Origin of the sequence: Curtobacterium sp. MCBD17_032 (assembly GCF_003234855.1) — a bacterium.
In the GTDB taxonomy this organism is placed as follows: domain Bacteria; phylum Actinomycetota; class Actinomycetes; order Actinomycetales; family Microbacteriaceae; genus Curtobacterium.
This window is the reverse complement of record NZ_QKTO01000007.1, coordinates 96194-118303: the sequence shown is the minus strand read 5'-3', so window position 1 is coordinate 118303 and position 22110 is coordinate 96194. Positions and strand designations below refer to the sequence as shown.

The 22110-nt window shown below is 70.4% G+C and carries 19 protein-coding genes; 14 read left to right on the top strand and 5 right to left on the bottom strand.

Annotation, left to right across the window (positions count from 1 at the left end):
* Positions 1-59: 59 nt before the first annotated feature.
* Both DEI91_RS11285 and guaB read right to left on the bottom strand, forming a co-directional pair.
* Positions 60-941 carry a hypothetical protein gene (locus tag DEI91_RS11285; protein ID WP_111052392.1) on the bottom strand — a complete coding sequence of 294 codons (882 nt, stop codon included), beginning with the start codon at positions 939-941 and terminating at the stop codon, positions 60-62.
* Positions 942-1157: 216 nt separating this feature from the next.
* On the bottom strand, positions 1158-2660 hold the full coding sequence (gene guaB / locus DEI91_RS11280; RefSeq protein ID WP_111052391.1) for an IMP dehydrogenase: 1503 nt from the start codon (positions 2658-2660) through the stop codon (positions 1158-1160).
* Positions 2661-3023: 363 nt separating this feature from the next.
* On the opposite strand from guaB, the gene DEI91_RS11275 reads away from it, so the two are divergent.
* The 7 genes from DEI91_RS11275 to DEI91_RS11250 all read left to right on the top strand — a co-directional run bounded on the left by DEI91_RS11275 (position 3024) and on the right by DEI91_RS11250 (position 10836).
* Positions 3024-4352 carry a branched-chain amino acid ABC transporter permease gene (locus DEI91_RS11275; protein WP_111052390.1) on the top strand — a complete coding sequence of 443 codons (1329 nt, stop codon included), beginning with the start codon at positions 3024-3026 and terminating at the stop codon, positions 4350-4352.
* A 12-nt stretch (positions 4353-4364) separates the two neighbouring features.
* Entirely contained in the window at positions 4365-5351 is a 987-nt protein-coding gene (locus tag DEI91_RS11270) for a branched-chain amino acid ABC transporter permease (protein ID WP_110824198.1), read from the top strand.
* On the top strand, positions 5344-6306 hold the full coding sequence (locus tag DEI91_RS11265) for an ABC transporter ATP-binding protein (protein WP_110824197.1): 963 nt from the start codon (positions 5344-5346) through the stop codon (positions 6304-6306). The genes DEI91_RS11270 and DEI91_RS11265 overlap by 8 nt, the downstream gene beginning before the upstream one ends.
* Before the next feature lie 143 nt (positions 6307-6449).
* Entirely contained in the window at positions 6450-7175 is a 726-nt protein-coding gene (locus DEI91_RS11260; RefSeq protein WP_258365862.1) for an ABC transporter ATP-binding protein, read from the top strand.
* A gap of 389 nt (positions 7176-7564) precedes the next feature.
* A complete protein-coding gene (locus tag DEI91_RS16310) occupies positions 7565-7741 on the top strand; it encodes a hypothetical protein (protein ID WP_181439580.1) in 177 nt (58 codons plus the stop codon).
* Between the two features lie 55 nt (positions 7742-7796).
* Entirely contained in the window at positions 7797-8915 is a 1119-nt protein-coding gene (locus DEI91_RS11255) for a GuaB3 family IMP dehydrogenase-related protein (RefSeq protein WP_111052388.1), read from the top strand.
* Positions 8916-8979: 64 nt separating this feature from the next.
* Complete coding sequence (locus DEI91_RS11250) at positions 8980-10836, top strand: glycerol-3-phosphate dehydrogenase/oxidase (RefSeq protein WP_111052399.1); 1857 nt, start codon at positions 8980-8982, stop codon at positions 10834-10836.
* A gap of 134 nt (positions 10837-10970) precedes the next feature.
* On the opposite strand, the gene DEI91_RS11245 is transcribed toward DEI91_RS11250, so the two are convergent.
* Entirely contained in the window at positions 10971-11462 is a 492-nt protein-coding gene (locus DEI91_RS11245; protein WP_111052387.1) for a hypothetical protein, read from the bottom strand.
* Between the two features lie 119 nt (positions 11463-11581).
* Here DEI91_RS11245 and DEI91_RS11240 point away from each other — a divergent pair, with 119 nt between their 5' ends.
* From DEI91_RS11240 to guaA, 5 genes are read left to right on the top strand one after another with little or no spacing between them, the layout of a single operon-like run.
* A complete protein-coding gene (locus DEI91_RS11240; RefSeq protein ID WP_111052386.1) occupies positions 11582-12112 on the top strand; it encodes a cation:proton antiporter regulatory subunit in 531 nt (176 codons plus the stop codon).
* Between the two features lie 3 nt (positions 12113-12115).
* Positions 12116-13543: a cation:proton antiporter gene (locus DEI91_RS11235; protein WP_111052385.1), complete on the top strand. Its 1428-nt coding sequence runs from the start codon at positions 12116-12118 to the stop codon at positions 13541-13543.
* 59 nt (positions 13544-13602) lie between these two features.
* A complete protein-coding gene (locus tag DEI91_RS11230; RefSeq protein WP_258374398.1) occupies positions 13603-14382 on the top strand; it encodes an SURF1 family protein in 780 nt (259 codons plus the stop codon).
* A gap of 10 nt (positions 14383-14392) precedes the next feature.
* Positions 14393-14839 carry a DUF3817 domain-containing protein gene (locus DEI91_RS11225; protein ID WP_111052383.1) on the top strand — a complete coding sequence of 149 codons (447 nt, stop codon included), beginning with the start codon at positions 14393-14395 and terminating at the stop codon, positions 14837-14839.
* Positions 14836-16416: a glutamine-hydrolyzing GMP synthase gene (gene guaA / locus DEI91_RS11220; protein WP_111052382.1), complete on the top strand. Its 1581-nt coding sequence runs from the start codon at positions 14836-14838 to the stop codon at positions 16414-16416. Before DEI91_RS11225 ends, guaA begins: the two co-directional genes overlap by 4 nt.
* Before the next feature lie 421 nt (positions 16417-16837).
* On the opposite strand, the gene DEI91_RS11215 is transcribed toward guaA, so the two are convergent.
* Positions 16838-17752, bottom strand: a complete 915-nt coding sequence (locus DEI91_RS11215; RefSeq protein ID WP_111052381.1) for a Bax inhibitor-1/YccA family protein — start codon at positions 17750-17752, stop codon at positions 16838-16840.
* Between the two features lie 275 nt (positions 17753-18027).
* Here DEI91_RS11215 and DEI91_RS11210 point away from each other — a divergent pair, with 275 nt between their 5' ends.
* Positions 18028-19050: a glycerophosphodiester phosphodiesterase family protein gene (locus DEI91_RS11210; RefSeq protein ID WP_111052380.1), complete on the top strand. Its 1023-nt coding sequence runs from the start codon at positions 18028-18030 to the stop codon at positions 19048-19050.
* A 35-nt stretch (positions 19051-19085) separates the two neighbouring features.
* Positions 19086-21545 carry an ATP-dependent helicase gene (locus tag DEI91_RS11205; RefSeq protein ID WP_111052379.1) on the top strand — a complete coding sequence of 820 codons (2460 nt, stop codon included), beginning with the start codon at positions 19086-19088 and terminating at the stop codon, positions 21543-21545.
* An 8-nt stretch (positions 21546-21553) separates the two neighbouring features.
* Here the strand turns inward: DEI91_RS11205 and DEI91_RS11200 are convergent, their stop codons facing one another.
* Positions 21554-22057 (bottom strand): GNAT family N-acetyltransferase, encoded by a 504-nt coding sequence (locus tag DEI91_RS11200; RefSeq protein WP_111052378.1) that lies wholly within the window; start codon positions 22055-22057, stop codon positions 21554-21556.
* Positions 22058-22110: the final 53 nt, after the last annotated feature.

The window sequence follows — 22110 nt, the reverse complement described above, 5'->3', positions numbered from 1 at the left end:
ACGGGGGCGTCTCGCGGTGATGAGCCGGCGGTGCGCGGCAACGGTCATCGTCGGGTACCTCACGATCCTCGCTGCGCCCAGCCTCTCCTCACCGGTAGCCCGGCGGTGACGAGGACCGCGGCGAGGCGGCCCGGGTCCTCCGCTTCTGCCATGCCCCACCGCGCGAACCCCCGGACTTCCCGTGATCGCCGGAGTGCGTCCTCCCGTCGTTTCTCGGTCCAGAGGCCGTCGCGGTCGTCGTACTTCACCCGTCCGTCGAATTCTCCGATGACACCGGACCCCGGCCACCAGAAGTCGACCCGGAAGAGCCCGGCGTCCGTGGCGAACTCCTGTTGGAGGACCGGCGGCGCTGCGCCGAGCTGCCTGAGGGTCACACGGCTGATCGACTCCCCGGGCGACTCCGCGGCCGCGTCGGCGAACGCCAGGGCTGATGCCGCTCGCCGTGATCCGCGTCGGCCGCGTCGATCGGCGAGCGCGCTCGCGAGGGTGGCGTGGTCGAGGTGTCCGCCGTGGAGGACGTGGTCGAGCACGACGACCGCGAGCGTGAACGTCGACGTGTGCGCCAGGTCGACCACGGTCCGGAGGAGCGAGGTCGTCCGGAGGCCGTCGAGTACCACGACCTCGTCGTCAGCGAGCCGTCCGGCATGCCGGACGACGCCACGGCCGCTGTGCGTCTTGGTGGCTCGGCGGTCGATGACGTGCAGACGCCAGTCAGGTCGGCCGTGGTCGGGCAGCCCCCACAGCGCGGCGGCCGAGCGGTGCGAGACGACGCCGTCCGCCTGCAGCGTCGCGGCGCGGGCTCGGACGACCAGCTGCCGTCGCCCGAGGGGTGGGAGGGCGGACCACTCACGGCGCTCGACCGCCGTGCCGTGGAACAACCGGACCGGATCCGCGAGTGTGGACGGGAGCGCGGTGAGGACTGCAGGTGTGGAGATCTCCATCCACTGACGATGCCGGGATGCCCGCCGCGTCGCGGGCACCCCTGCGGACCGGTGGAGAGCCTCCAGCCCGACCACGGCTGTGCAGGGGAGGTGGGACGCCCCCGTCAACGCGAGACGCCGCCTGATGCACGAAACGCCGCCGGATTCGGTGGCGTCTCGTGCATCAGGCGGCGTCTTCGCGACTCAGCGGCGTCGCGGGGCCGCCGCGGTGACGGGTCAGCCCCGGTAGTTCGGTGCCTCGACCACCATCTGGACGTCGTGCGGGTGCGACTCCTTCAGCCCGGCCGCGGTGATGCGGACGAACTTGCCGCGCGCCTTCAGTTCCGGGATGGTGCGGCCGCCGACGTAGAACATCGACTGCCGCAGGCCACCGACGAGCTGGTACACGACGTTGCCGACCGAACCGCGGTAGGGCACCTGGCCCTCGATGCCCTCGGGGATGAGCTTCTCGTCCGAGGGGACGTCCGCCTGGAAGTAGCGGTCCTTCGAGTACGAGGTCTTCTTGCCGCGGGTCTGCAGCGCCCCGAGGGAGCCCATCCCGCGGTAGGCCTTGAACTGCTTGCCACCGACGAACACCAGGTCGCCCGGGGACTCGTCGGTGCCGGCCAGCAGGGAGCCGAGCATGACGGTGTCCGCGCCCGCGACGAGGGCCTTCGCGATGTCGCCCGAGTACTGCAGGCCGCCGTCGGCGATGATCGGCACGCCGGCCTCACGCGCGGCCAGGGATGCCTCGTACACGGCGGTGACCTGCGGCACGCCGACGCCGGCGACGACGCGGGTCGTGCAGATCGAGCCCGGACCGACGCCGACCTTGACGGCGTCGACACCGGCGTCGATGAGCGCCTGAGCACCGGCACGGGTCGCGACGTTGCCGCCGATGACGTCGATGCCGTCGAACGACGAGTCGGCCTTGATGCGACGGACCATGTCGAGCACGCCTTCGCTCTCACCGTTCGCGGTGTCGACCACGAGCACGTCGACCCCGGCGTCGCGGAGGGCCTCGGCGCGCTGCCAGGCGTCCCCGAAGAAGCCGATGGCGGCACCGACGCGCAGTCGGCCCTCCTCGTCCTTCGTGGCGTCCGGGTACTTCTCGCTCTTGTCGAAGTCCTTGACGGTGATGAGCCCGCGGAGCTTGCCGTCGGCGTCCACCAGCGGCAACTTCTCGATCTTGTGCTGCGCGAAGATGGCGATCGCCTCTTCGGGGTCGATGCCCTCGAGCGCCGTGATGAGCGGGGCCTTCGTCATGACGTCCCGGACGAGCGTGCTGGACATCTCGAACGGGGCGACGAAGCGCATGTCGCGGTTCGTGATGATGCCCACGAGCGTCCCGTCGGCCTCGACGACCGGCAGGCCGGAGACGCGGAACTGCCCGCAGAGCGCGTCGACGTCGGCGACGGTGGCGTCCGGCGTCGTGGTCACCGGGTTGGTGATCATGCCCGACTCGGAGCGCTTCACCTTGTCGACGTAGGCGGCCTGGTCCTCGATCGACATGTTGCGGTGCAGGATGCCGATGCCGCCCTGGCGCGCCATGGCGATGGCCATGCGCGACTCGGTCACGGTGTCCATGGCAGCGGAGAGCAGCGGCACGTTGACCGAGATCCGCTTGGTGAGCCGGGACGTCGTGGACGCCTCGCTCGGGATGACGTCGGTGTGCCCCGGCAGGAGCATGACGTCGTCGTACGTGAGTCCGATGAATCCGAACGGATCCGGCTGGTCCATGGGTCCCCTTCGTGGGCGAGATGAACGGGTGTCAGTACCGGGAACGCACCGGTGGGCTCTCGATGGGACATGGTAACGCGCGCGACGCGGGTGCCATTCCTGGAGGTGAGGTCAGTCGCTGTACCGGCCGGACGGGAGGCTTCGGCTCCGGAACGCAAATCGACTCGCCTGTGGAAGATCACGGTTGCGGCACGATTTGTGCAGGGAACGTGCCGGAAACACGGGGGACACAAAAAATCCCTAGGGTCCTCGACTATCCGAACGAGAGGCTCATCCGTGGGTTCCATCACTCCGCCGGGGTCAGCGCTGGCGCGCCGACTCCGCCGCGGGGCACCAGGCCGCCGTCGCCTGGTCCTCGCCGCCGTGCTCTTCCTCGCCTTCCTGGCCACCTTCGCCGTCGACGTGGTGCTCTCGCCCGTCGCCGGTGCCGCCACCAGCAGCCCCTCCGCCAGCAGTGCGCCCGCGAGCACCGGGCCCTGCGTGGTCAGCACCTCGAACGGCTGCATCCAGGGCACCATCCTCGACTCGGAGCGCAAGCCGGCCGACGGCGTCGCGGTCGACGTCACCGGCCCCGGCTCCTTCGCGGGGTCCTCGACGACGAACGCCGACGGCCGCTGGTCGGTCAGCATCCCGGAAGCCGGGTCCTACACGGTCAAGGTCGACCAGGACTCGCTGCCGGACGGGCAGTACCTCACCGACGCGAAGGACGCCGAGCGCACCGTGCAGGGCAACCTGAACGCCAACGCCGGCACGATCTTCCAGCTCTCCGACCAGGAGGGCGCGACCACCGACACCGGCGCCACGAGCGTCACCGCGGCACGGTTCTGGCAGCAGTTCGCCTCCGGCATCCGCCTCGGACTCCTCATCGCCCTCGCCTCGATCGGCCTGTCGCTCATCTACGGCACGACCGGCCTGTCGAGCTTCTCCCACGGTGAGCAGGTGACCCTCGGCGGCCTCCTCGCCTACGTCTTCGCGAACCAGCTCGGATGGAACATCTGGCTCGCCGGGCTGGTGACCGTGCTGCTCTGTGCCGCGACCGGGTACCTGCAGGACGCGGGCATCTGGAAGCCCCTGCGGAAGCGCCGGATCAGCCTCACGCAGCTGATGATCGTGACGATCGGTCTCTCGATCGCCGCCCAGTACGCCTTCCAGTACTTCTTCGGGGCCTCGACCGTCCGCATCCAGCAGGGCAACCCCGAGACCGTGACCTTCGCGGGCATCACCCTGACGGTGCAGTCGTACGTCGCGATGGGGATCGCGCTCGTCGTGCTCGTCGGCACGGGGCTGTTCCTCGGCAAGACGCGCTTCGGCCGCGCCACCCGCGCGGTGTCGGACAACCCGGCGCTCGCCGCGGCGTCCGGCATCGACGTCGACCGCGTGATCCGCTTCGTGTGGACGCTCGCCGCCGGTCTCGCCGGTCTGTCCGGTGTGATGCTCGGCCTCGTGCTGAACGGCGTGAACTGGCAGACCGGTCTCCAGCTGCTGCTGCTCATGTTCGCCTCGGTGACCCTCGGCGGTCTCGGGACGGCCTACGGCGCGCTCGTCGGCTCGATGATCATCGGCATCGTCGTGGAGCTCACGAACCTGGTGCTGCCCGGTGACTTCAAGTACGCCACCGCCCTCGTCATCCTCATCCTCATCCTGCTGTTCCGGCCGCAGGGCATCTTCGGCCGTGCCGAGCGGATCGGTTAAGGGAGCACCCGCATGGACTACATCCTCACCCTGCTCACCTCGCTGACGCAGGAGGCCCTCGCCCCGACGACCGCGGCGTTCGCGCTCGCGGCCATCGGCCTCAACGTGCACTTCGGGCTCACCGGCCTGGTCAACATGGGCCAGGCGGCGTTCCTGCTGCTCGGCGCCTACGGCTTCGCGATCTCGATCTCGAACGGCCTGCCCGTCGGCCTCGCGGTGCTCATCGCACTGGCCATCGCGATCGTCTTCGCGGTCATCCTCGGCATCCCGACCCTGCGGCTGCGCGGGGACTACCTGGCGATCGTGACGATCTCCGGTGCCGAGATCATCCGCATGGTCGGCCGATCGAGTCTGCTCACCGACACCACCGGTGGCTCGAACGGCATCACCGGCTCGAGCTACCGCGAACCGTTCAACGCGTTGAGCTTCCTGCCCGACGGGACCACGACCATCCTGTGGTTCACGTACTCGAACAACGGCGTCAACGGCTGGTGGATCCGCATCGTCGGCTGGGGCCTCGTCGCCCTGTTCACCCTCGTGCTGTTCCTGCTCATGCGCAGCCCGTGGGGCCGTGTCGTGAAGGCCATCCGCGAGGACGAGGACGCCGTCCGCTCCCTCGGCAAGAACGTCTACTCGTACAAGATGCAGGCGCTCGTCTTCGGTGGTGCGCTCGGTGCCCTCGCCGGTGTGATCTACGTCCTGCCGAGTTCGGTGCAACCGGACGCGATGGGCCGCTCGATGACCTTCTTCATCTGGACGGCGCTCATCCTCGGCGGCGCCGCGACGGTGTTCGGACCGGTGCTCGGCGCGATCCTGTTCTTCGTCGTCCGTCTCTTCATCCGCACGCTCGCGGGTGACTTCATCCCGAACTCGATCATGAGCGCCCAGCAGGCCGAGCAGTTCTCCTACGTGCTGGTCGGTGTCGCGCTCATGCTCCTCATCGTCTTCCGCCCACAGGGACTCCTGGGGAACAAGAAGGAGCTGACGTTCAGTGTCTGAACCCACCGGAACCACGCCCGGCGTCCCCACCGCCCTGACGGCGGTGCAGCACGCCCCCGGTTCGCCGAAGCCGGACGCCATCCTCACGGTCGACAACATCAGCCGCCGCTTCGGCGGTATGACCGCGGTCGACGTGGACCACCTCGAGGTGCAGCGCGGTGCCATCACGGCCCTCATCGGTCCGAACGGCGCCGGCAAGACCACCTTCTTCAACCTGCTCACCGGCTTCGACAAGCCGACGAGCGGCAAGGAGGCCCGCTGGCAGTTCAACGGGAAGACGCTCGGCAACACCGGGGCTGCGAAGGTCGCCCGCGCCGGCATGGTCCGCACGTTCCAGCTGACGAAGGCACTGTCGCGCCTCACCGTGATGCAGAACATGCTGCTCGGCGCGAAGGACCAGCCGGGCGAGAACTTCTTCGCCGCGCTCGTCAGCCCGCTGTGGCGGAAGCGTGAGCAGGAGATCACGGCGAAGGCCGAGGACCTCCTCGCCCGCTTCAAGCTCCTCGAGAAGAAGGACGACTACGCCGGATCGCTCTCGGGCGGCCAGCGGAAGCTCCTCGAGATGGCCCGCGCGCTCATGTCCGACCCGACGATGATCATGCTCGACGAGCCGATGGCCGGCGTGAACCCGGCGCTGACGCAGTCGCTGCTCGGGCACATCCAGTCCCTCCGCGACGACGGCATGACGGTGCTCTTCGTCGAGCACGACATGCACATGGTCCGACACATCTCGGACTGGGTCGTCGTGATGGCCGAGGGCAAGGTCGTCGCCGAGGGGCCGGCCGCCACCGTCATGGACGACCAGGCCGTGATCGACGCCTACCTCGGCGCCCACCACGACACCGACCTCGGTGACGACTCGCTCCTCACCGAGGAGACCTACGAGGAACTCGCCGACGAGGTCGCAGAAGAGGACGCGGCGGACGCCGCCGACGAAGGGAAGGCGACCCGATGACGGACGCGACGAACGGCACCGGCGCGGACCGGGCCTCCAGTGCGGAGCCGGCAGCGGTGGCCGTCACCCCCGGCAGCACGGGCCCCGCGACCGCGCGCGCCGCGACCGGCGGTGCCACCGCGGTCCAGGACCGCGAGCCGGTCATGCGGGCCGACAACCTCGTCGCCGGGTACCTGCCGGGCGTCAACATCCTCAACGGGTGCGACCTGGTCTGCTACCCGGGCGAGCTCATCGGCATCATCGGCCCGAACGGCGCCGGCAAGTCGACGCTCCTCAAGGCGCTGTTCGGCCTCGTGAACATCCGCGAGGGGTCGGTCACGCTGCAGGGCGAGGACATCACGAACCTCAAGGCGAACAAGCTCGTGCAGGCCGGCGTCGGCTTCGTGCCGCAGACGAACAACGTCTTCCCGTCGCTCTCCATCGAGGAGAACCTGCAGATGGGGCTGTACCTGCGACCGAAGAAGTTCGCCGAGCGGCTCGAGGTCATCTACGACCTGTTCCCCGTCCTCGGGCAGCGCAAGGGCCAGCGTGCCGGGTCGCTGTCCGGCGGTGAGCGGCAGTCCGTCGCGATGGCACGGGCGCTCATGATGGACCCGAAGGTGCTGCTGCTCGACGAGCCGAGTGCCGGCCTCTCGCCGGTGCGCCAGGACGAGACGTTCATCCGCACCCGCCGCATCAACAAGGCCGGCGTCTCGGTGATCATGGTCGAGCAGAACGCCCGTCGGTGCCTGCAGATCTGTGACCGCGGCTACGTCCTCGACCAGGGACGGAACGCCTACTCGGGCACCGGGAAGGAGCTCGCCGACGACCCCAAGGTCATCGAGCTCTACCTCGGCACGCTCGCCAAGGACGTCGACGCCACGAAGTAGGGCCGTCGACACCGCGGGTGCCGCTGTGGGGGCAGCATCCGCGACAGGTGGGGCCGTGCTGGCTGCGCATGCGCGCCGCACGGCCCCACTCTCGTGCTGCGGGGCGGTGTGTGCCCGAGACGCCCCCGTCTGCGCGAGACGCCCCCGTCTGCCGGCGACACCCCCGTCTGCCGGCGACGCCCCCGTCTGCCGGCGACGCCCCTGTCTGCCGGCGACGCCCCCGTCTGCCGGCGACGCCGCGGAAGGCGCGCGACGCCGCGAGATCCGGCGGCGTCTCGCGCACACCACGGCGCCGTCCGCTGACGGGGGCGTCTCGCACGACCGCCACCGGGCCTCCCGTCCGGCCCGGAGGCCCGTCCCGCCTCCGGCGCGTCGGGTACCGTTCCAGCGTGGAACGCTTCTCGGCCCGGGCGATGGACGCCCTCGTGTGGGTGGTGTTCGTCGTGCTCTTCGTCGGCGCGGCCCTGCTCGTGAAGGTCGCCGCCGCGCTCCTCGTCGTGCTGGTCGTGCTGGCGCTGCTGCTCGGGCTCACGCTCCGGGTGCTCCGCCGACGTCGCACGCGCTGACCCCGCCGACCGTCCGGCCGTGCCACCCGCACACCCCGCCCGGTAGGCTTGCCGGGTGAGCGAAGTCGAGATCGGTGCAGGCAAGCGCGGACGTCGGGCGTACGCGTTCGACGACATCGCGGTGGTCCCCTCGCGGCGGACGCGTGACCCGCGTGACGTCAGCGTCTCGTGGTCGATCGACGCGTTCACGTTCGAGTCGCCGATCCTGTCCGCGCCGATGGACTCCGTCGCCTCGCCCGCGACGGTCATCGAGATGGGTCGTCTCGGCGTCCTCGGGGTCCTCGACCTCGAAGGGCTCTGGACCCGCTACGAGGACCCGGAGCCGTACCTGGCCGAGATCCGCACGCTCACCGACGGCAACGTCACGAAGCGCATGCAGGAGATCTACGCCGAGCCGGTCAAGGCCGAGCTGATCACCCGTCGCCTGGCCGAGATCCGCGCCGCCGGGGTGCCGGTCGCCGGCTCGCTCAGCCCGCAGCGCACGCAGGAGTTCTCGCAGACGGTCGTGGACGCCGGTGTCGACCTGTTCGTCATCCGCGGCACCACGGTCAGCGCCGAGCACGTGTCGCAGAACACCGAGCCGCTCAACCTCAAGAAGTTCATCTACGAGCTCGACGTGCCCGTGATCGTCGGCGGGGCCTCCACGTACACGGCGGCGCTGCACCTCATGCGCACCGGTGCCGCGGGCGTGCTCGTCGGCTTCGGCGGTGGCGCAGCATCGACCACCCGAGCAGCGCTCGGCATCCACGCGCCGATGGCCACCGCGGTCGCGGACGTCGCGGGGGCTCGTCGCGACTACATGGACGAGTCCGGCGGCCGGTACGTGCACGTCATCGCCGACGGCGGCCTCGACACCGCCGGGGACGTCGTGAAGGCGATCGCGATGGGCGCGGACGCCGTCATGCTCGGCACCGCCCTGGCCCGTGCGCAGGAAGCGCCGGGCGGCGGCTTCCACTGGGGTGCCGAGGCGCACCACCCGGAGCTGCCCCGCGGCCGTCGCGTCGAGGTCGGCACGATCGGCTCGCTCGAGAGCATCCTGAACGGCCCGACCCCGTCGTGGGACGGCCGTGCCAACCTGGTCGGCGCGCTGCGTCGGTCGATGGCGACGACCGGGTACTCCGACGTCAAGGAGTTCCAGCGAGTAGAAGTGGTCGTGGCGCCCTACCACCGCTGACGGCGGTGCGCCCGTGGACGATCCGCGGGCGCTGCTCCGGCGCCGGACGGCGATGGAGGCGATCATGACAACGACGGTCACGAACGATGCGGCGAGCACCGCGGGGTTCGACCCCGCGACGAAGCTCGGTCCGGACGAGCGTGCGGCCGCGATCGAGACCCTGAAGACGCGGGAGCTCGACGTCCTGGTCGTCGGCGGCGGGATCGTCGGCGGCGGTGCCGCACTCGACGCCGTCACCCGGGGCCTGTCGGTCGGGATCGTGGAGGCCCGCGACTGGGGATCGGGCACGTCCAGCCGGTCGTCGAAGCTCGTGCACGGTGGCATCCGGTACCTCGAGCAGCTCAACTTCACGCTCGTGCGCGAAGCCCTCATCGAACGCGGCCTCCTGCTCCAGCGCATCGCACCCCACCTGGTCAAGCCGGTCCGCTTCCTGTACCCGCTCAACCACCGGGTCTGGGAACGCTTCTACATCGGCATCGGCATGGCGATGTACGACGTCTTCAGCTGGTCCGGCGGTCGCCCGCCCGGTGTGCCGCACCACCGCCACCTCACCCGCACGCAGGTCCTCCGCTCGATGCCGTCCCTGAAGAAGGACGCGTTCGTCGGCGGCATGACCTACTACGACGCCCAGGTCGACGACGCCCGCTACGTCGCCGCGCTCGTGCGCACGGCAGCCTCGTACGGTGCGCACGCCGCCTCGCGGGTCCGGATCGAGGGCTTCATCAAGGTCGGGGAGCGGGTCGTCGGCGCACACGCGCACGACATCCAGACCGGCGAGCACTTCGACATCCGGGCGAAGCAGGTCGTCAACGCGACGGGCGTCTGGACCGACGACACCCAGGCGATGGTCGGCACCCGCGGGCAGTTCAAGGTCCGGGCATCGAAGGGCGTGCACCTCGTCGTGCCGCGTGACCGGTTCCAGTCGAACTCGGGCATGATCCTCCGGACGGAGAAGAGCGTCCTGTTCGTCATCCCGTGGGGCCGCCACTGGCTCATCGGCACGACCGACACCGACTGGTACCTCGACAAGGCGCACCCGGCGGCGACCGCGGCGGACATCGACTACATCCTCGAGCACGTCAACAAGGTGCTCGCGGTGCCGCTCACCCGCGAGGACGTCGAGGGCGTCTACGCGGGCCTCCGACCGCTCCTGGCCGGGGAGTCCGAGGCCACGTCCAAGCTCAGCCGCGAGCACGTCGTCGCGCACACGGCCCCGGGACTCGTGGTCGTCGCGGGTGGCAAGTGGACCACCTACCGGGTGATGGGCAAGGACGCCATCGACGAGGCCGCCGCCGCGATGGACGGCAAGATCCCGGAGTCGACGACGCAGGACATCCCCCTGCTCGGCGCCGAGGGGTACCCGGCCGCCTGGAACAAGCGGGCCCGCACCGCGAAGACGTTCGGCGTGCACAAGGTCCGGATCGAGCACCTGCTCAACCGGTACGGCACGCTGGCGACCGAGGTGCTCCAGCTCGTGCACGAGGACCCCTCGCTCGCCGAGCCGCTGCCCGGTGCCGACGACTACATCGGCGCCGAGGTCGTGTACGCGGCCTCGCACGAGGGCGCCCTGCACCTGGAGGACGTCCTCGCCCGCCGCACCCGCATCTCCATCGAGGCCTGGGACCGCGGCGAGTCCGCGGCGCCGGTGGCCGCGCGGCTCATGGCGGACGTGCTCGGCTGGGACCAGGAGACCACCGAGAACGAGGTGTCGAACTACCTCAAGCGGGTGGCCGCCGAGCGGGAGTCGCAGCTGCAACCCGACGACGAGTCCGCTGACCGCGTGCGGCTCGAGGCGCCGGACATCGCGTTCGGGTTCGAGGAGGACGACGTCGTCGTCGGCGGCGGCCGCTCGAGCGGCGCCGAGGGCGCGACGGCGGACGACGAGCAGGTCGTCGGCGAGAAGACGACCGAGCCCAGCTGACGCGCATCGGACGGGAGGCCCGTGGCGGCGCCGCCACGGGCCTCCCGTCCGACCCGCGGCGACACGCGACGTCGGCGGCAGTGCGCAGCGGTGCTGCGCTGCGAGCGCACGCTGGCGGTGCGTCCGGAGGGTCCTCAGGCGGCGCTGCGGGCGCGGCGGAGGGTCTGCACATTCGTCACGAACAGGACCGCCGGGATCGCGACGAGGGCCGCCAGGCTCGTGCCGTAGAGGACGCCCGCCCACGGGCCGTGTGCCCCGCCGGAGACCCCGAAGGCGTCGGCGACGTCCATGCCGAGGAAGAAGCCCGACTGGAACGTCGCGAGCGCCCCGAGTGCGACGAGGCCGAGGTGCATGACCGCGATCATGTGCGTCGAGTAGCGGTCCGACAGGCCGATGAAGGCACTGGCCACCGCGAGGGCGACGCCGATGCCGACGGTGACGAGCACCCCGACGACGTCCTGCGCCACGGAGTTGCCCATCGCGTCGACGGTGTCGTAGATCTCCGGCAGCGACTTCCCCGGGACCGCGGCGAGCGGGTCGAGGACGAGGGCGTTCACCGCCAGCAGCGCGGCGTACGCGGTGACGACGAGCGTGCCGCTGACGGTGACGGCGGTCCTGGAGGTCATGCTGCCATCCTCGCCAGGCGCGGTGGACCGCCGCGTCCACCGCCGGGATGACCTGTGGAGAACGGAATGGCCGGACCCTCCCGGTGGTTAGCATGGGTGTCCTGGGAAAGGGAGCCAACATGGTCGACGTCCATCGCGTCAAACTCCCCGGCGTCGGCGTGCTGCACAGCTTCTACACCGACGACGGTGGCAAGTGCGGTGTCATCACGCACCGGTCGGGTCACTCCGACCTCATCTCGTTCGCGGACGTCGCCGACGGCGCGGACAAGTCCGAGAAGGTCTCGCTCCGCCTGAGCGAGGACGAAGCACACACCCTCGCCGAGCTCCTCGGTGGGACGCGGATCACCGAGGGCCTCGACAAGCTCGACGAGATCCCCGGCCTGTCGATCGACTGGTTCAGCGTCGACTACGAGGACGCCATCGCCGGCAAGCCCCTGGGTGACCTGCACGACTCCGGCTTCATCGGCCTGACCGTCGTCGCGGTGGTCCGCGGCGACAGCGCCAACCCGGCGCCCTCGTCGGACTTCGTCGTGTTCCCCGGGGACACGATCGTCGTCGCCGGCGCACCCGAGAAGGTCGCGAAGGCGTTCTCCTTCTACCGCAGCGGTCAGTTGGCAGCAGCCGCTGCCGAGGCGCCGCCCCGGAGCTAGGGCATGCACCTGGGTGGTGAGCTGCTGACCATCGGCGGCCTGTTCCTCATCGCCTACGTCCTCGGACGGCTCGGCAAACTGATCGGGCTCCCCGCGATCCCGGTCTACATGGTGGTCGGGCTCATCGCGAGCCCGCACACCCCGTGGATCGGGTTGAGTGTCGAGTCCCACACGATCGAGCTCATCGCGACGTTCGGGCTCATCCTGCTGCTGTTCAACCTCGGGTTGGAGTTCGACCAAGAGGAGTTCTACGGCAACGCCGGCAAGCTCCTCGTGTCGGGCGGCACGTACGTCGCGATCAACATGGGCGTCGGCTTCGCGTTCGGGTTCTCACTCGGGTGGGGGACGCGGGAAGCCCTGATCATCGCGGGCATGACGGCGACGTCGTCGAGCGCCATCGTCACGAAGCTCCTCATCGAGCTCCGGCGCCTGGCGAACGACGAGACACCGATGATCCTCGGCGTCACCGTCATCGAGGACGTCTTCATCGCCGTCTACCTGGCGATCGTGTCCGTGGTGCTCTCCGGCGACACGAACGTCTGGGCGGTGATCGGCAAACTCGCGCTCGCGTTCGGGTTCCTCATCGTCATGTTCAGCCTGGCGCGCTGGGGCGGCAAGCAGGTCTCGCGGATCTTCGCGACCCGCGACGACGAGCTCTTCACCGTGCTGTTCTTCGGGCTCGCGGTGATGTTCGGCGGCATCGGTGACCTGCTCGGCGTGACCGACGCCATCGGTGCCTTCGTGATCGGCCTGCTCTGCGGCGCGACGCGCTACCGGGACCGCATCGAACAGCTGGCGCTCCCGATGCGCGACGTGTTCGCCGCGTTCTTCTTCGTGAACTTCGGCCTCGGCTTGGACATCTCGACCTTCGGCGAGGTCCTCTGGCCAGTCGTCGCCGCGATCGGCATGACCGTCGTGCTCAACGCCGTCGCGGGGCAGCTCGTCGCCCGCATGAACGGCTTCAGCGTCCAGCAGGGCATCAACACCGCGGTCATCCTCGTCAACCGGGGCGAGTTCGCGCTCATCCTCGCGACGCTGTCCGCGGCGGCCGGGCTCGAGGAGCGCATCACCGCGTTCGCCGGGCTCTACGTCCTCATCATGGCGGTGCTCGGTCCGCTGCTCGCGGTGCACTCCGACCGCATCGGCCGGCTCGTGCTCCGGCCGGGCCGGGTGCGGAAGCTCCGCGGGCGCGAGCTGGCGGCAGCGCAGGCCGCGGCCGAGCGCAGGGCCGAGCGTGACCGTCGGTTCGCCGAGGAGATCGCGCTCGTGGAGGCCGCGGGCAGGGAAGAGCGCGAGAATGGGGAACCGGAGACGACGCCGTCGCGCGCACAGCCGGTCGCACCGGAGCCCGTGCGCGTGAGCACGTCGTCGATCGAGATCCCCGCCGAGCGTCCCGAGCGCCCGGTCCGACCACGCGATCCGGAGTACTGACACGCATGTGGGCCGTTGCACGACGTCCGAGGTGGATCGCACTACTCGTCTTGGCGATCGTGCTGGCGGGCGTGTTCGCCGCGCTCGGCAAGTGGCAGCTCGAGCGCAGCATCGAGAACGGCAAGCCGCTGCCGGCCGGGACGGAGACGCGGCGCGCCCTCGATGACGTCACGACGCCCGAGAAGCCCGTCGGCTCGACGCTCGCGGGACAGAAGGTCACCGTCTCCGGGCGGTTCGTCGCCGGGGACACCACGATCCTCACCGGCCGCAGCGGCGGCGGCACCTACCAGACCGTCGGACACCTGGTCGACGACGTGACGGGGGCGAGCCTCCCGGTCGTGATCGGGTGGTCCGACCAGCGGTCGGCAGCCGTCGCCGGGGGTGACCGTCTGACCGACGGCGCGACCATGACCGTCCAGGGCCGGTACTACCCGGCCGAGTCGCCCGACCAGGACGCCTTCGAGCAAGGCGAGTACTCCGCCGTCGCCCCGGCCCGGTTCGTCAACACGTGGAAGGCGTTCGACGACCGGATGTACGGCGGGTACGTCGTCGCCGGTGCCGCCGTCGCGGACGCCGCCGGCCTCGGCACGATCGCCGACCAGGCGCCCACGCGCGAGGTCCAGTTCGACTGGCTCAACCTGTTCTACGCCGTGGAGTGGGTCGTCTTCGCCGGGTTCGCCGTGTTCCTCTGGTACCGCTTCGTCAAGGACGCCTGGGAGCGCGAGCAGGACGAGGAGCGCGAGGCCGCCGAGGCCGCCGCCGGGGCAGCACCCGAGGACGGACCGGTCGTCGAGCTGCCGCCTGTGGACGACGCCCGGGCCGAGCCGGGTCGCCGGTAGGATCGACGGCATGGCTCTGACCGTCCGGACCCGCGACATCCCGAAGATCCCCGGGGCCGTGCGGTTCTACCGCATCTCCGCGTACATCACCGGTGTGCTGCTGCTGGCCCTGATCGTCGAGGTCGTCATCAAGTACACGCCGATCCAGCGCGAGATGCAGCTCGGCGGGGGAGCGTTCTTCGTCCCGAACGGCACCGCGGGTGAGGCGCCCGGCACGTTCAACCTGTCGGTGGCGATCCTCATCGCCCACGGCTGGCTGTACGTCGTCTACCTCTTCGCGGACTTCCGCCTGTGGAGCATCATGCGCTGGCGGCCGACCCGCTTCCTGCTCATCGCCCTCGGCGGGATCATCCCGTTCATGTCCTTCGTGGTCGAGCACCGTATGCAGAAGGCCGCCATGACCACCTACCACGAGCTGACCGCGCAGCAGTCGCGGGAGAAGGAGAGCGCTCGGTGAGCGAGACCGAACAGCGTCCCGTCCTCGTCGTCGACTTCGGCGCGCAGTACGCGCAGCTGATCGCACGACGGGTCCGCGAGGCCAACGTCTACAGCGAGATCGTCCCGCACTCCGTCACGGCGGACGAGATCCGCGCGAAGGACCCCGCGGCGATCGTCCTGTCCGGAGGCCCGTCCTCCGTCTACGAGGACGGCGCGCCGTCCCTGGACAGCGAGATCCTCGACCTCGGCGTCCCGGTGCTCGGCATCTGCTACGGCTTCCAGGCCATGGCGAAGTCGCTCGGTGGCGAGGTCGCACACACCGGCCTCCGCGAGTACGGCGCGACCGACGTCACCGTCAGCGGGACCGACAGCGTCCTGCTCGGCGGGCAGCCGGCATCGCAGACCACCTGGATGTCGCACGGCGACTCGGTCGCGAAGGCTCCGGAGGGCTTCGAGGTCCTCGCCTCCAGCGACTCGACACCCGTCGCCGCCTTCGCCTCCGACGAGCGCAAGCTCTACGGCGTGCAGTGGCACCCGGAGGTCAAGCACTCGGCGTTCGGCCAGGCCGTGCTCGAGAACTTCCTGCACCGTGCCGCCGGGCTGCCGGGAGACTGGAACTCCGCGAACGTGATCGAGGAGCAGGTCGAGCGCATCCGCGCACAGGTCGGCTCGTCGCGCGTCATCGCCGGCCTGTCCGGTGGTGTCGACTCCGCGGTCGCCGCAGCGCTCGTGCACAAGGCCGTCGGTGACCAGCTGACGTGCGTGTTCGTCGACCACGGGCTCCTCCGCGCCGACGAGCGCAAGCAGGTGGAGGAGGACTACGTCGCCTCCACCGGTGTCCGGCTCGTCACGGTCGACGCCCGCGAGCAGTTCCTCGACGCACTGGCCGGCGTCAGCGACCCGGAGCAGAAGCGCAAGATCATCGGGCGCGAGTTCATCCGCACGTTCGAGGCCGCGGCCGAGGCACTCGTGCTCGAAGCACGTGCGTCCGACGGTGACGCCGAGGTGAAGTTCCTCGTGCAGGGCACCCTGTACCCGGACGTGGTCGAGTCCGGCGGCGGATCGGGCACCGCGAACATCAAGTCACACCACAACGTCGGCGGGCTGCCCGACGACATGACGTTCCAGCTCGTCGAGCCCCTCCGCACCCTGTTCAAGGACGAGGTCCGTGCGGTCGGCCGCGAGCTCGGACTCCCCGAGGTCATCGTCGGGCGTCAGCCGTTCCCCGGCCCGGGTCTCGGCATCCGCATCGTCGGCGAGGTCACCGCCGAGCGCCTCGAGATCCTGCGGGCCGCGGACGCGATCGCCCGCGCCGAGCTCACGGCGGCCGGCCTGGACGACGAGATCTGGCAGTGCCCGGTCGTCCTCCTCGCCGACGTCCGGTCGGTCGGAGTGCAGGGCGACGGCCGCACCTACGGGCACCCGATCGTGCTCCGCCCGGTCTCGTCCGAGGACGCCATGACGGCGGACTGGACGCGCCTGCCGTACGACGTGCTCGCGAAGATCTCGAACCGCATCACGAACGAGGTGCGCGACGTCAACCGGGTCGTGCTCGACGTCACGTCGAAGCCGCCGGGGACGATCGAGTGGGAGTGACGCTCCCCTGACGCCCGAGGGCCCGGTACGCATTGCGTACCGGGCCCTCGCTCGTCCTGCCGGGCGCACCCCGCGCCTCCCGTCCCGGCTCGACGGAACCGTTCCGGCGTGCCCGATTGCGCTCCGCCGACCGGTCACGAGTCGTCGTTCCGGTGCGTGCAGAGCGACGAGCCGTGACCGCTCGGCGGAGGTGAGCGGGGCGTCGTGACCTGTCGGGCCGGCCGTCGCGCGCACCTCGCGCCGGCCGTCCGGGCGTGCCCGACTGCGCTCCGCCGACCGGTCACGGGTCGTCGTTCCGGCGCGTGCAGAGCGACGCGCCGTGACCGCTCGGCGGAGGTGAGCGGGGTCGGGCCGGCCGCCGCAGCCCCCTGGGAACGACGGAGGGCCCCGGCGACTGCCGGGGCCCTCCGTGTACTGCGGGCTAGTTGCGCGAGCTGCTGGCGATGATCGCCAGGATGCGCAGGATCTCGAGGTACAGCCAGACGAGCGTGACGATGAGGCCGAACGCCGCCGTCCACGCGTAGATGCGGGGGGCGCCGCGCTCGACACCGGTCTTGATCTGGTCGAAGTCGAGGATGAGCGAGTACGCCGCCATGAGCACCACGAAGATGCCGATCAGGACGCCGAGCGGGATGCCGAACACCGTGACGCCGAGGAGTCCGAACGCCGACTGCGTCACGCCCAGGAGCATGAGCACGACGTTGACGAGCGAGAACGCCATGTAGCCGACCAACGCGACGAGGAAGAACCGCGTGGCCTTCGGGGTCGCGCGGACCTTGCCGGACGTGAAGAGCAGGAGCGTGACCGCGAAGACACCGAGCGTGCCGAACACCGCCTGCGTGACGATGCCGTCCCACATGGTGTTGTACATGCCCGAGATGCCACCGACGAAGAGGCCCTCGAAGAACGAGTACGCCAGCACCAGGGCGGGCGACGGCTTCTTCTTGAAGGTGTTCACCAGCGCGAGGACGAACCCGACGATCGCGCCGACGATCCACACCACCGGCGGGAGGTTCCAGCCGGCGACGGCACCGACGATGAGCACGCCGAATGCCAGGAGCGTCTTGACGATGGTGTCCTCGTACGACATCCGGTCCGTGTCGACCTTGGTCGCCGACGGACGGTCGTACATGTCACGCAGCTGGTCGGGCGAGAACCCGGGCTGCTGCGGCGCCTGGCCCCAGCCGGTCTGGCCGTACGGCGCCTGCGGGTAGCCGCCCTGCTGCGGGTAGCCCTGCTGGGGGTACCCCTGCTGCGTGTTCGAGCCGGCGCCCCATGCGTTCCGGCCCGCGTCGTTGAAGGCGGGGGACTGGTCGAAACCGGGCTTGAAGGCCATGGTGTCCTCTGATTTCCTCTGGTGTGGAGTCGTGGAACCGGTACCCGGATGGCATCGGCTCGTGGGCTCGGGAAGGAGTGCGGCGGAGCCGTTCCTTCGTGTCCTCACAGCGTACGGGCCGAAGGGGCCGGACGGCTGTGGATTCGCGGGAAGCGGAACGTCTCCGTGCTCTCCTGGTGTCGAGCCTATGGACCGCTGCTGTCGGTCCACCGAACGGATTCCGCACACTGCCTGAACGTCTGCGGCGGGCTCGCGCAGACCGTATCGTCGCGTGCATGCAGCCGCTCGTCATCGCCCACCGCGGTGCCTCCGGGTACCGGCCCGAGCACTCCCGCAGCGCCTACGAGCTCGCGATCGAGCTCGGTGCGGACGCGATCGAGCCGGACCTCGTGCCGACGAAGGACGGCGTCCTGGTGCTCCGGCACGAGAACGAGGTGTCCGGCACGACCGACGTCGCCGACCGCCCGGAGTTCCGGGACCGGCGGACGACGAAGACGATCGACGGGCACCGGGTCACCGGCTGGTTCACCGAGGACTTCACCTGGGCGGAACTGCGTACCCTGCGGACCCGTGAGCGCCTGCCGGAGCTGCGCCGGGCCTCCCGGCAGCACGACGGCGAGGACACGGTCCTGCGGCTCGAGGACCTGCTCGCGATCCTGGACGCCGCCCCGCGGCGGGTGGGTCTCGTCGCCGAGGTGAAGCACGCCAGCGCGTTCGCCGCCGCGGGGTTCCCGATGGCCCCGCTGCTGGACGGCGTCCTCGGCGAGGCAGGGTGGCGCGGGGACGACCGGCTGACCGTCGAGTCCTTCGAGAAGGGCGTCCTGCGCGAGGTGGCCGCGCTCCGCACCGGCGGGCGGCTGGTGTACCTCCAGGAGGCCCGGGGCGCGGCCGCGGACGAGGTCGCCACAGCCGGCGCCGCGGCCCCGACGTACGCCGCCGAACGGACGGACGCGGCCCTGGCCCGGCTGGCGAGGGAGTTCCACGGGATCAGCGTGGACCTGCCGACGCTGATGGCCGGCGTGGACACCCGCGCGGTCGAGGACCCGGGACCGGTCCGGAGCGACGTGGTCGAGCGCGCGCACGCCGTCGGACTCGCGGTGTACGCGTGGACGCTCCGACCGGAGAACCGGTTCCTGCCGGCGGCCCTCCGGCGCGGGGGTGACCTGGCGGCGCACGGCGACTGGGAGCGGTGGTTCACCTCGGTCGTCCGGACCGGCGTGGACGGGGTCTTCGCGGACCACGCGGACCTCGCCGTCCGTGCCCGATCGCTCGTCGCGGACGGCGTCCCGCGGGCCTGATGGGTGTCGGGGGACGCGCCTAGACTGTCCCGGACATGACGATCGTGCTCGACCCCTCCGACTCGACGCCCGGCCGCACGAACGGTCCCGGCGCGGGTGACCGTGCGTACGAGGACCCGTTCACCGCGGGCCTGAACCCCCAGCAGAAGGAAGCCGTCGAGTACCGCGGCGAGTCCCTGCTCATCGTGGCCGGTGCCGGTTCGGGCAAGACGAGCGTGCTCACGCGACGCATCGCGCTCCTGCTGGCCAACCGCGAGGCCTGGCCGTCCCAGATCCTCGCGATCACGTTCACGAACAAGGCCGCGGCTGAGATGCGCGAGCGGGTGCAGGCCCTGGTCGGGCAGGCCGCCGAGGGCATGTGGATCTCGACGTTCCACTCGGCGTGCGTGCGCATCCTCCGGCGCGAGGCCGAGCGGTTCGGGTTCCCGCAGTCGTTCACGATCTACGACTCGGCCGACTCCCGGGCGCTGCTGAAGCGGATCATCAAGGACCTCGAGGCGGACTCCCTCGGGTTGACCGTCGGGGCGGCGGCATCGAAGATCTCGAAGCTCAAGAACGAGCTGCAGGACATCGACACCTACGCGCGCAACATCAACACGGACGACCCGCAAGAGGTCATGTTCACCGAGGTGTTCCGGCGGTACACGAGCGAGCTCCGTCGCGCGAACGCGTTCGACTTCGACGACCTCATCGGGCAGACGGTGTTCCTGTTCCGCGCGTTCCCGGAGATCGCCGCGCTCTACCAGCGCCGCTTCCGGTACGTCCTGGTCGACGAGTACCAGGACACGAACCACGCGCAGTACGCCCTCATCCGCGAACTCACCCGGCCCGTGCCGGTCGAGCAGGTGGACAAGCTCGAGGACGCCGGGCAGCACGTCGAGCGGATGCGGGAGACCGACGGGTCGATCGCGCCGGCGTCGCTCACGGTCGTGGGTGACTCCGACCAGTCGATCTACGCCTTCCGCGGCGCGGACATCCGCAACATCGTCGAGTTCGAGCGGGACTTCCCGAACTCGAAGGTGATCCTGCTCGAGCAGAACTACCGATCGACGCAGAACATCCTCGACGCCGCGAACGCGGTCATCGCGAACAACTTCGACCGGCAGGCGAAGAACCTGTTCACGGACGTGGGTGCCGGCGAGAAGATCGTCGGCTTCACCGGGTACACCGGGCACGACGAGGCCCAGTTCGTCGCGGACGAGATCCAGCGTCTGCACGAGGACGGCATGGACTACCGCGACATGGCGGTGTTCTACCGGACGAACTCGCAGACCCGTGCGCTCGAGGAGATCTTCATCCGCGCCGCGATCCCGTACCGGGTGCTCGGCGGCACGAAGTTCTACGAGCGTGCGGAGATCAAGGACGCGATGGCGTACCTGATCACGGTCGCCAACCCGGCGGACCCGCTGTCGCTCCGACGCATCCTCAACGTGCCGAAGCGCGGCATCGGCGCCGTCACCGAGACCGCCCTGCAGCGGTACGCCGACGAGCACGAGGTCTCGATGCGCGAGGCCCTGCGGCACGCGGACGAGCTCGGGTTCGGACCGAAGGTGCGCACCGCGATCACCTCGTTCGCCGGGCTCCTCGACGAGGTCGCCGCCAAGGCCGCGGACCAGCCGGTGGTCGACACCCTCACCCAGCTGCTCGACGGCTCGGGGCTGCTCGACCAGCTCCGGAAGTCCCCGGACGCCCAGGACGCCGCCCGTGCCGACAACATCGACGAACTCGTCGCCGTGACCCGGGAGTTCCAGAAGAACAACCCCGAGGGCACGCTCGCCGACTTCCTCACCGAGGTCTCCCTGGTGGCCGCGGCCGACGAACTCGACGACTCGTCCGGCACGGTGTCGCTCATGACGCTGCACACCGCGAAGGGCCTGGAGTACGACGCCGTGTTCCTGACCGGTGTCGAGGAAGACCTGCTCCCGCACCGGATGTCCGCGAACGAGCCGGGCGGTCCGTCCGAGGAGCGCCGGCTGTTCTACGTGGGCATCACCCGGGCGAAGAAGGTCCTGTTCCTGTCGCTCGCGATGACCCGGGCGCAGTTCGGCGACGTCAACGTGGCGATGCCCTCACGCTTCCTGCAGGAGATCCCCGAGGGGCTCGTGGAGTGGAAGCAGTCACCGGGCATGGCGAACAGTCGCGGCGGCACACAGCCCCGCGCGCTCAACGCCAAGCGCGACGGCGGCTTCGGCGGCGGCACCGGTGGCGGTGGCTACCGGGGCGGTGGCGGCTGGGGCGGCGGGTCCTACGACCGTGCGGCCGCCGCGGCGAAGACGAAGCCGAAGACGGAGTGGGCGAACCGGGTGTCCGGGCAGGTCCGGGACAACGGCGACATGGAGCTGGCCGCGGGCGACCGGATCTCGCACGTCGACTTCGGGCAGGGGACCGTCTCGGCGGTGACCGGTCAGGGCGCCAAGCGGATCGCGGAGATCGCGTTCGACAGCGCCGGGCGGAAGAAGCTGCTCATCAAGATCGCGCCGATCGAGAAGCTCTAGCCGACGGCTCAGCGCACCATCCGGGCGGCGAGGAGCGCGTTGTCGCCCAGCCGTTCGGTCTTCGTCGTTCCGTCGCGTCGGAACCCGTTCCGCCGGTAGAAGGCCTGCGCCCGGGGGTTGTCGTCGGCGACCCACAGGAACGCCGGTGCGTTGCCGAGGACGGCGTCGAGGAGCAGCTGGCCGGCGCCCGACCCGTGCGCCGATGCCAGGACGTAGATGCCGGTGAGCTCGACGTCCCGGATGGCGGGGTCGTCGCGAGCCGGACCCGCGGTGGCCCACCCGACGACGGCGCCGCCGTGCTCGGCGACCGCCACGCTCGTGCCGGCTGCGCTCGCGCCCGCGATCGTCCGCCGCCACCGTGTGGTGCGCACGACGGGGTCGAGTGACGCGAGGAACGCCGCCGGCAGCAGGTGGGCGTACGCCTCGCGCCATGCCTGCACGTGCACGTCGGCGATGCCCGGCGCATCCGTGTCGACGGCTGGTCGGACGGTGAGCTGCTGGACGTGCCCCATGCCCCGACCGTACCGGGAGCCCCGGCCCGGACGCATCCGAGGGTCACTCGCGT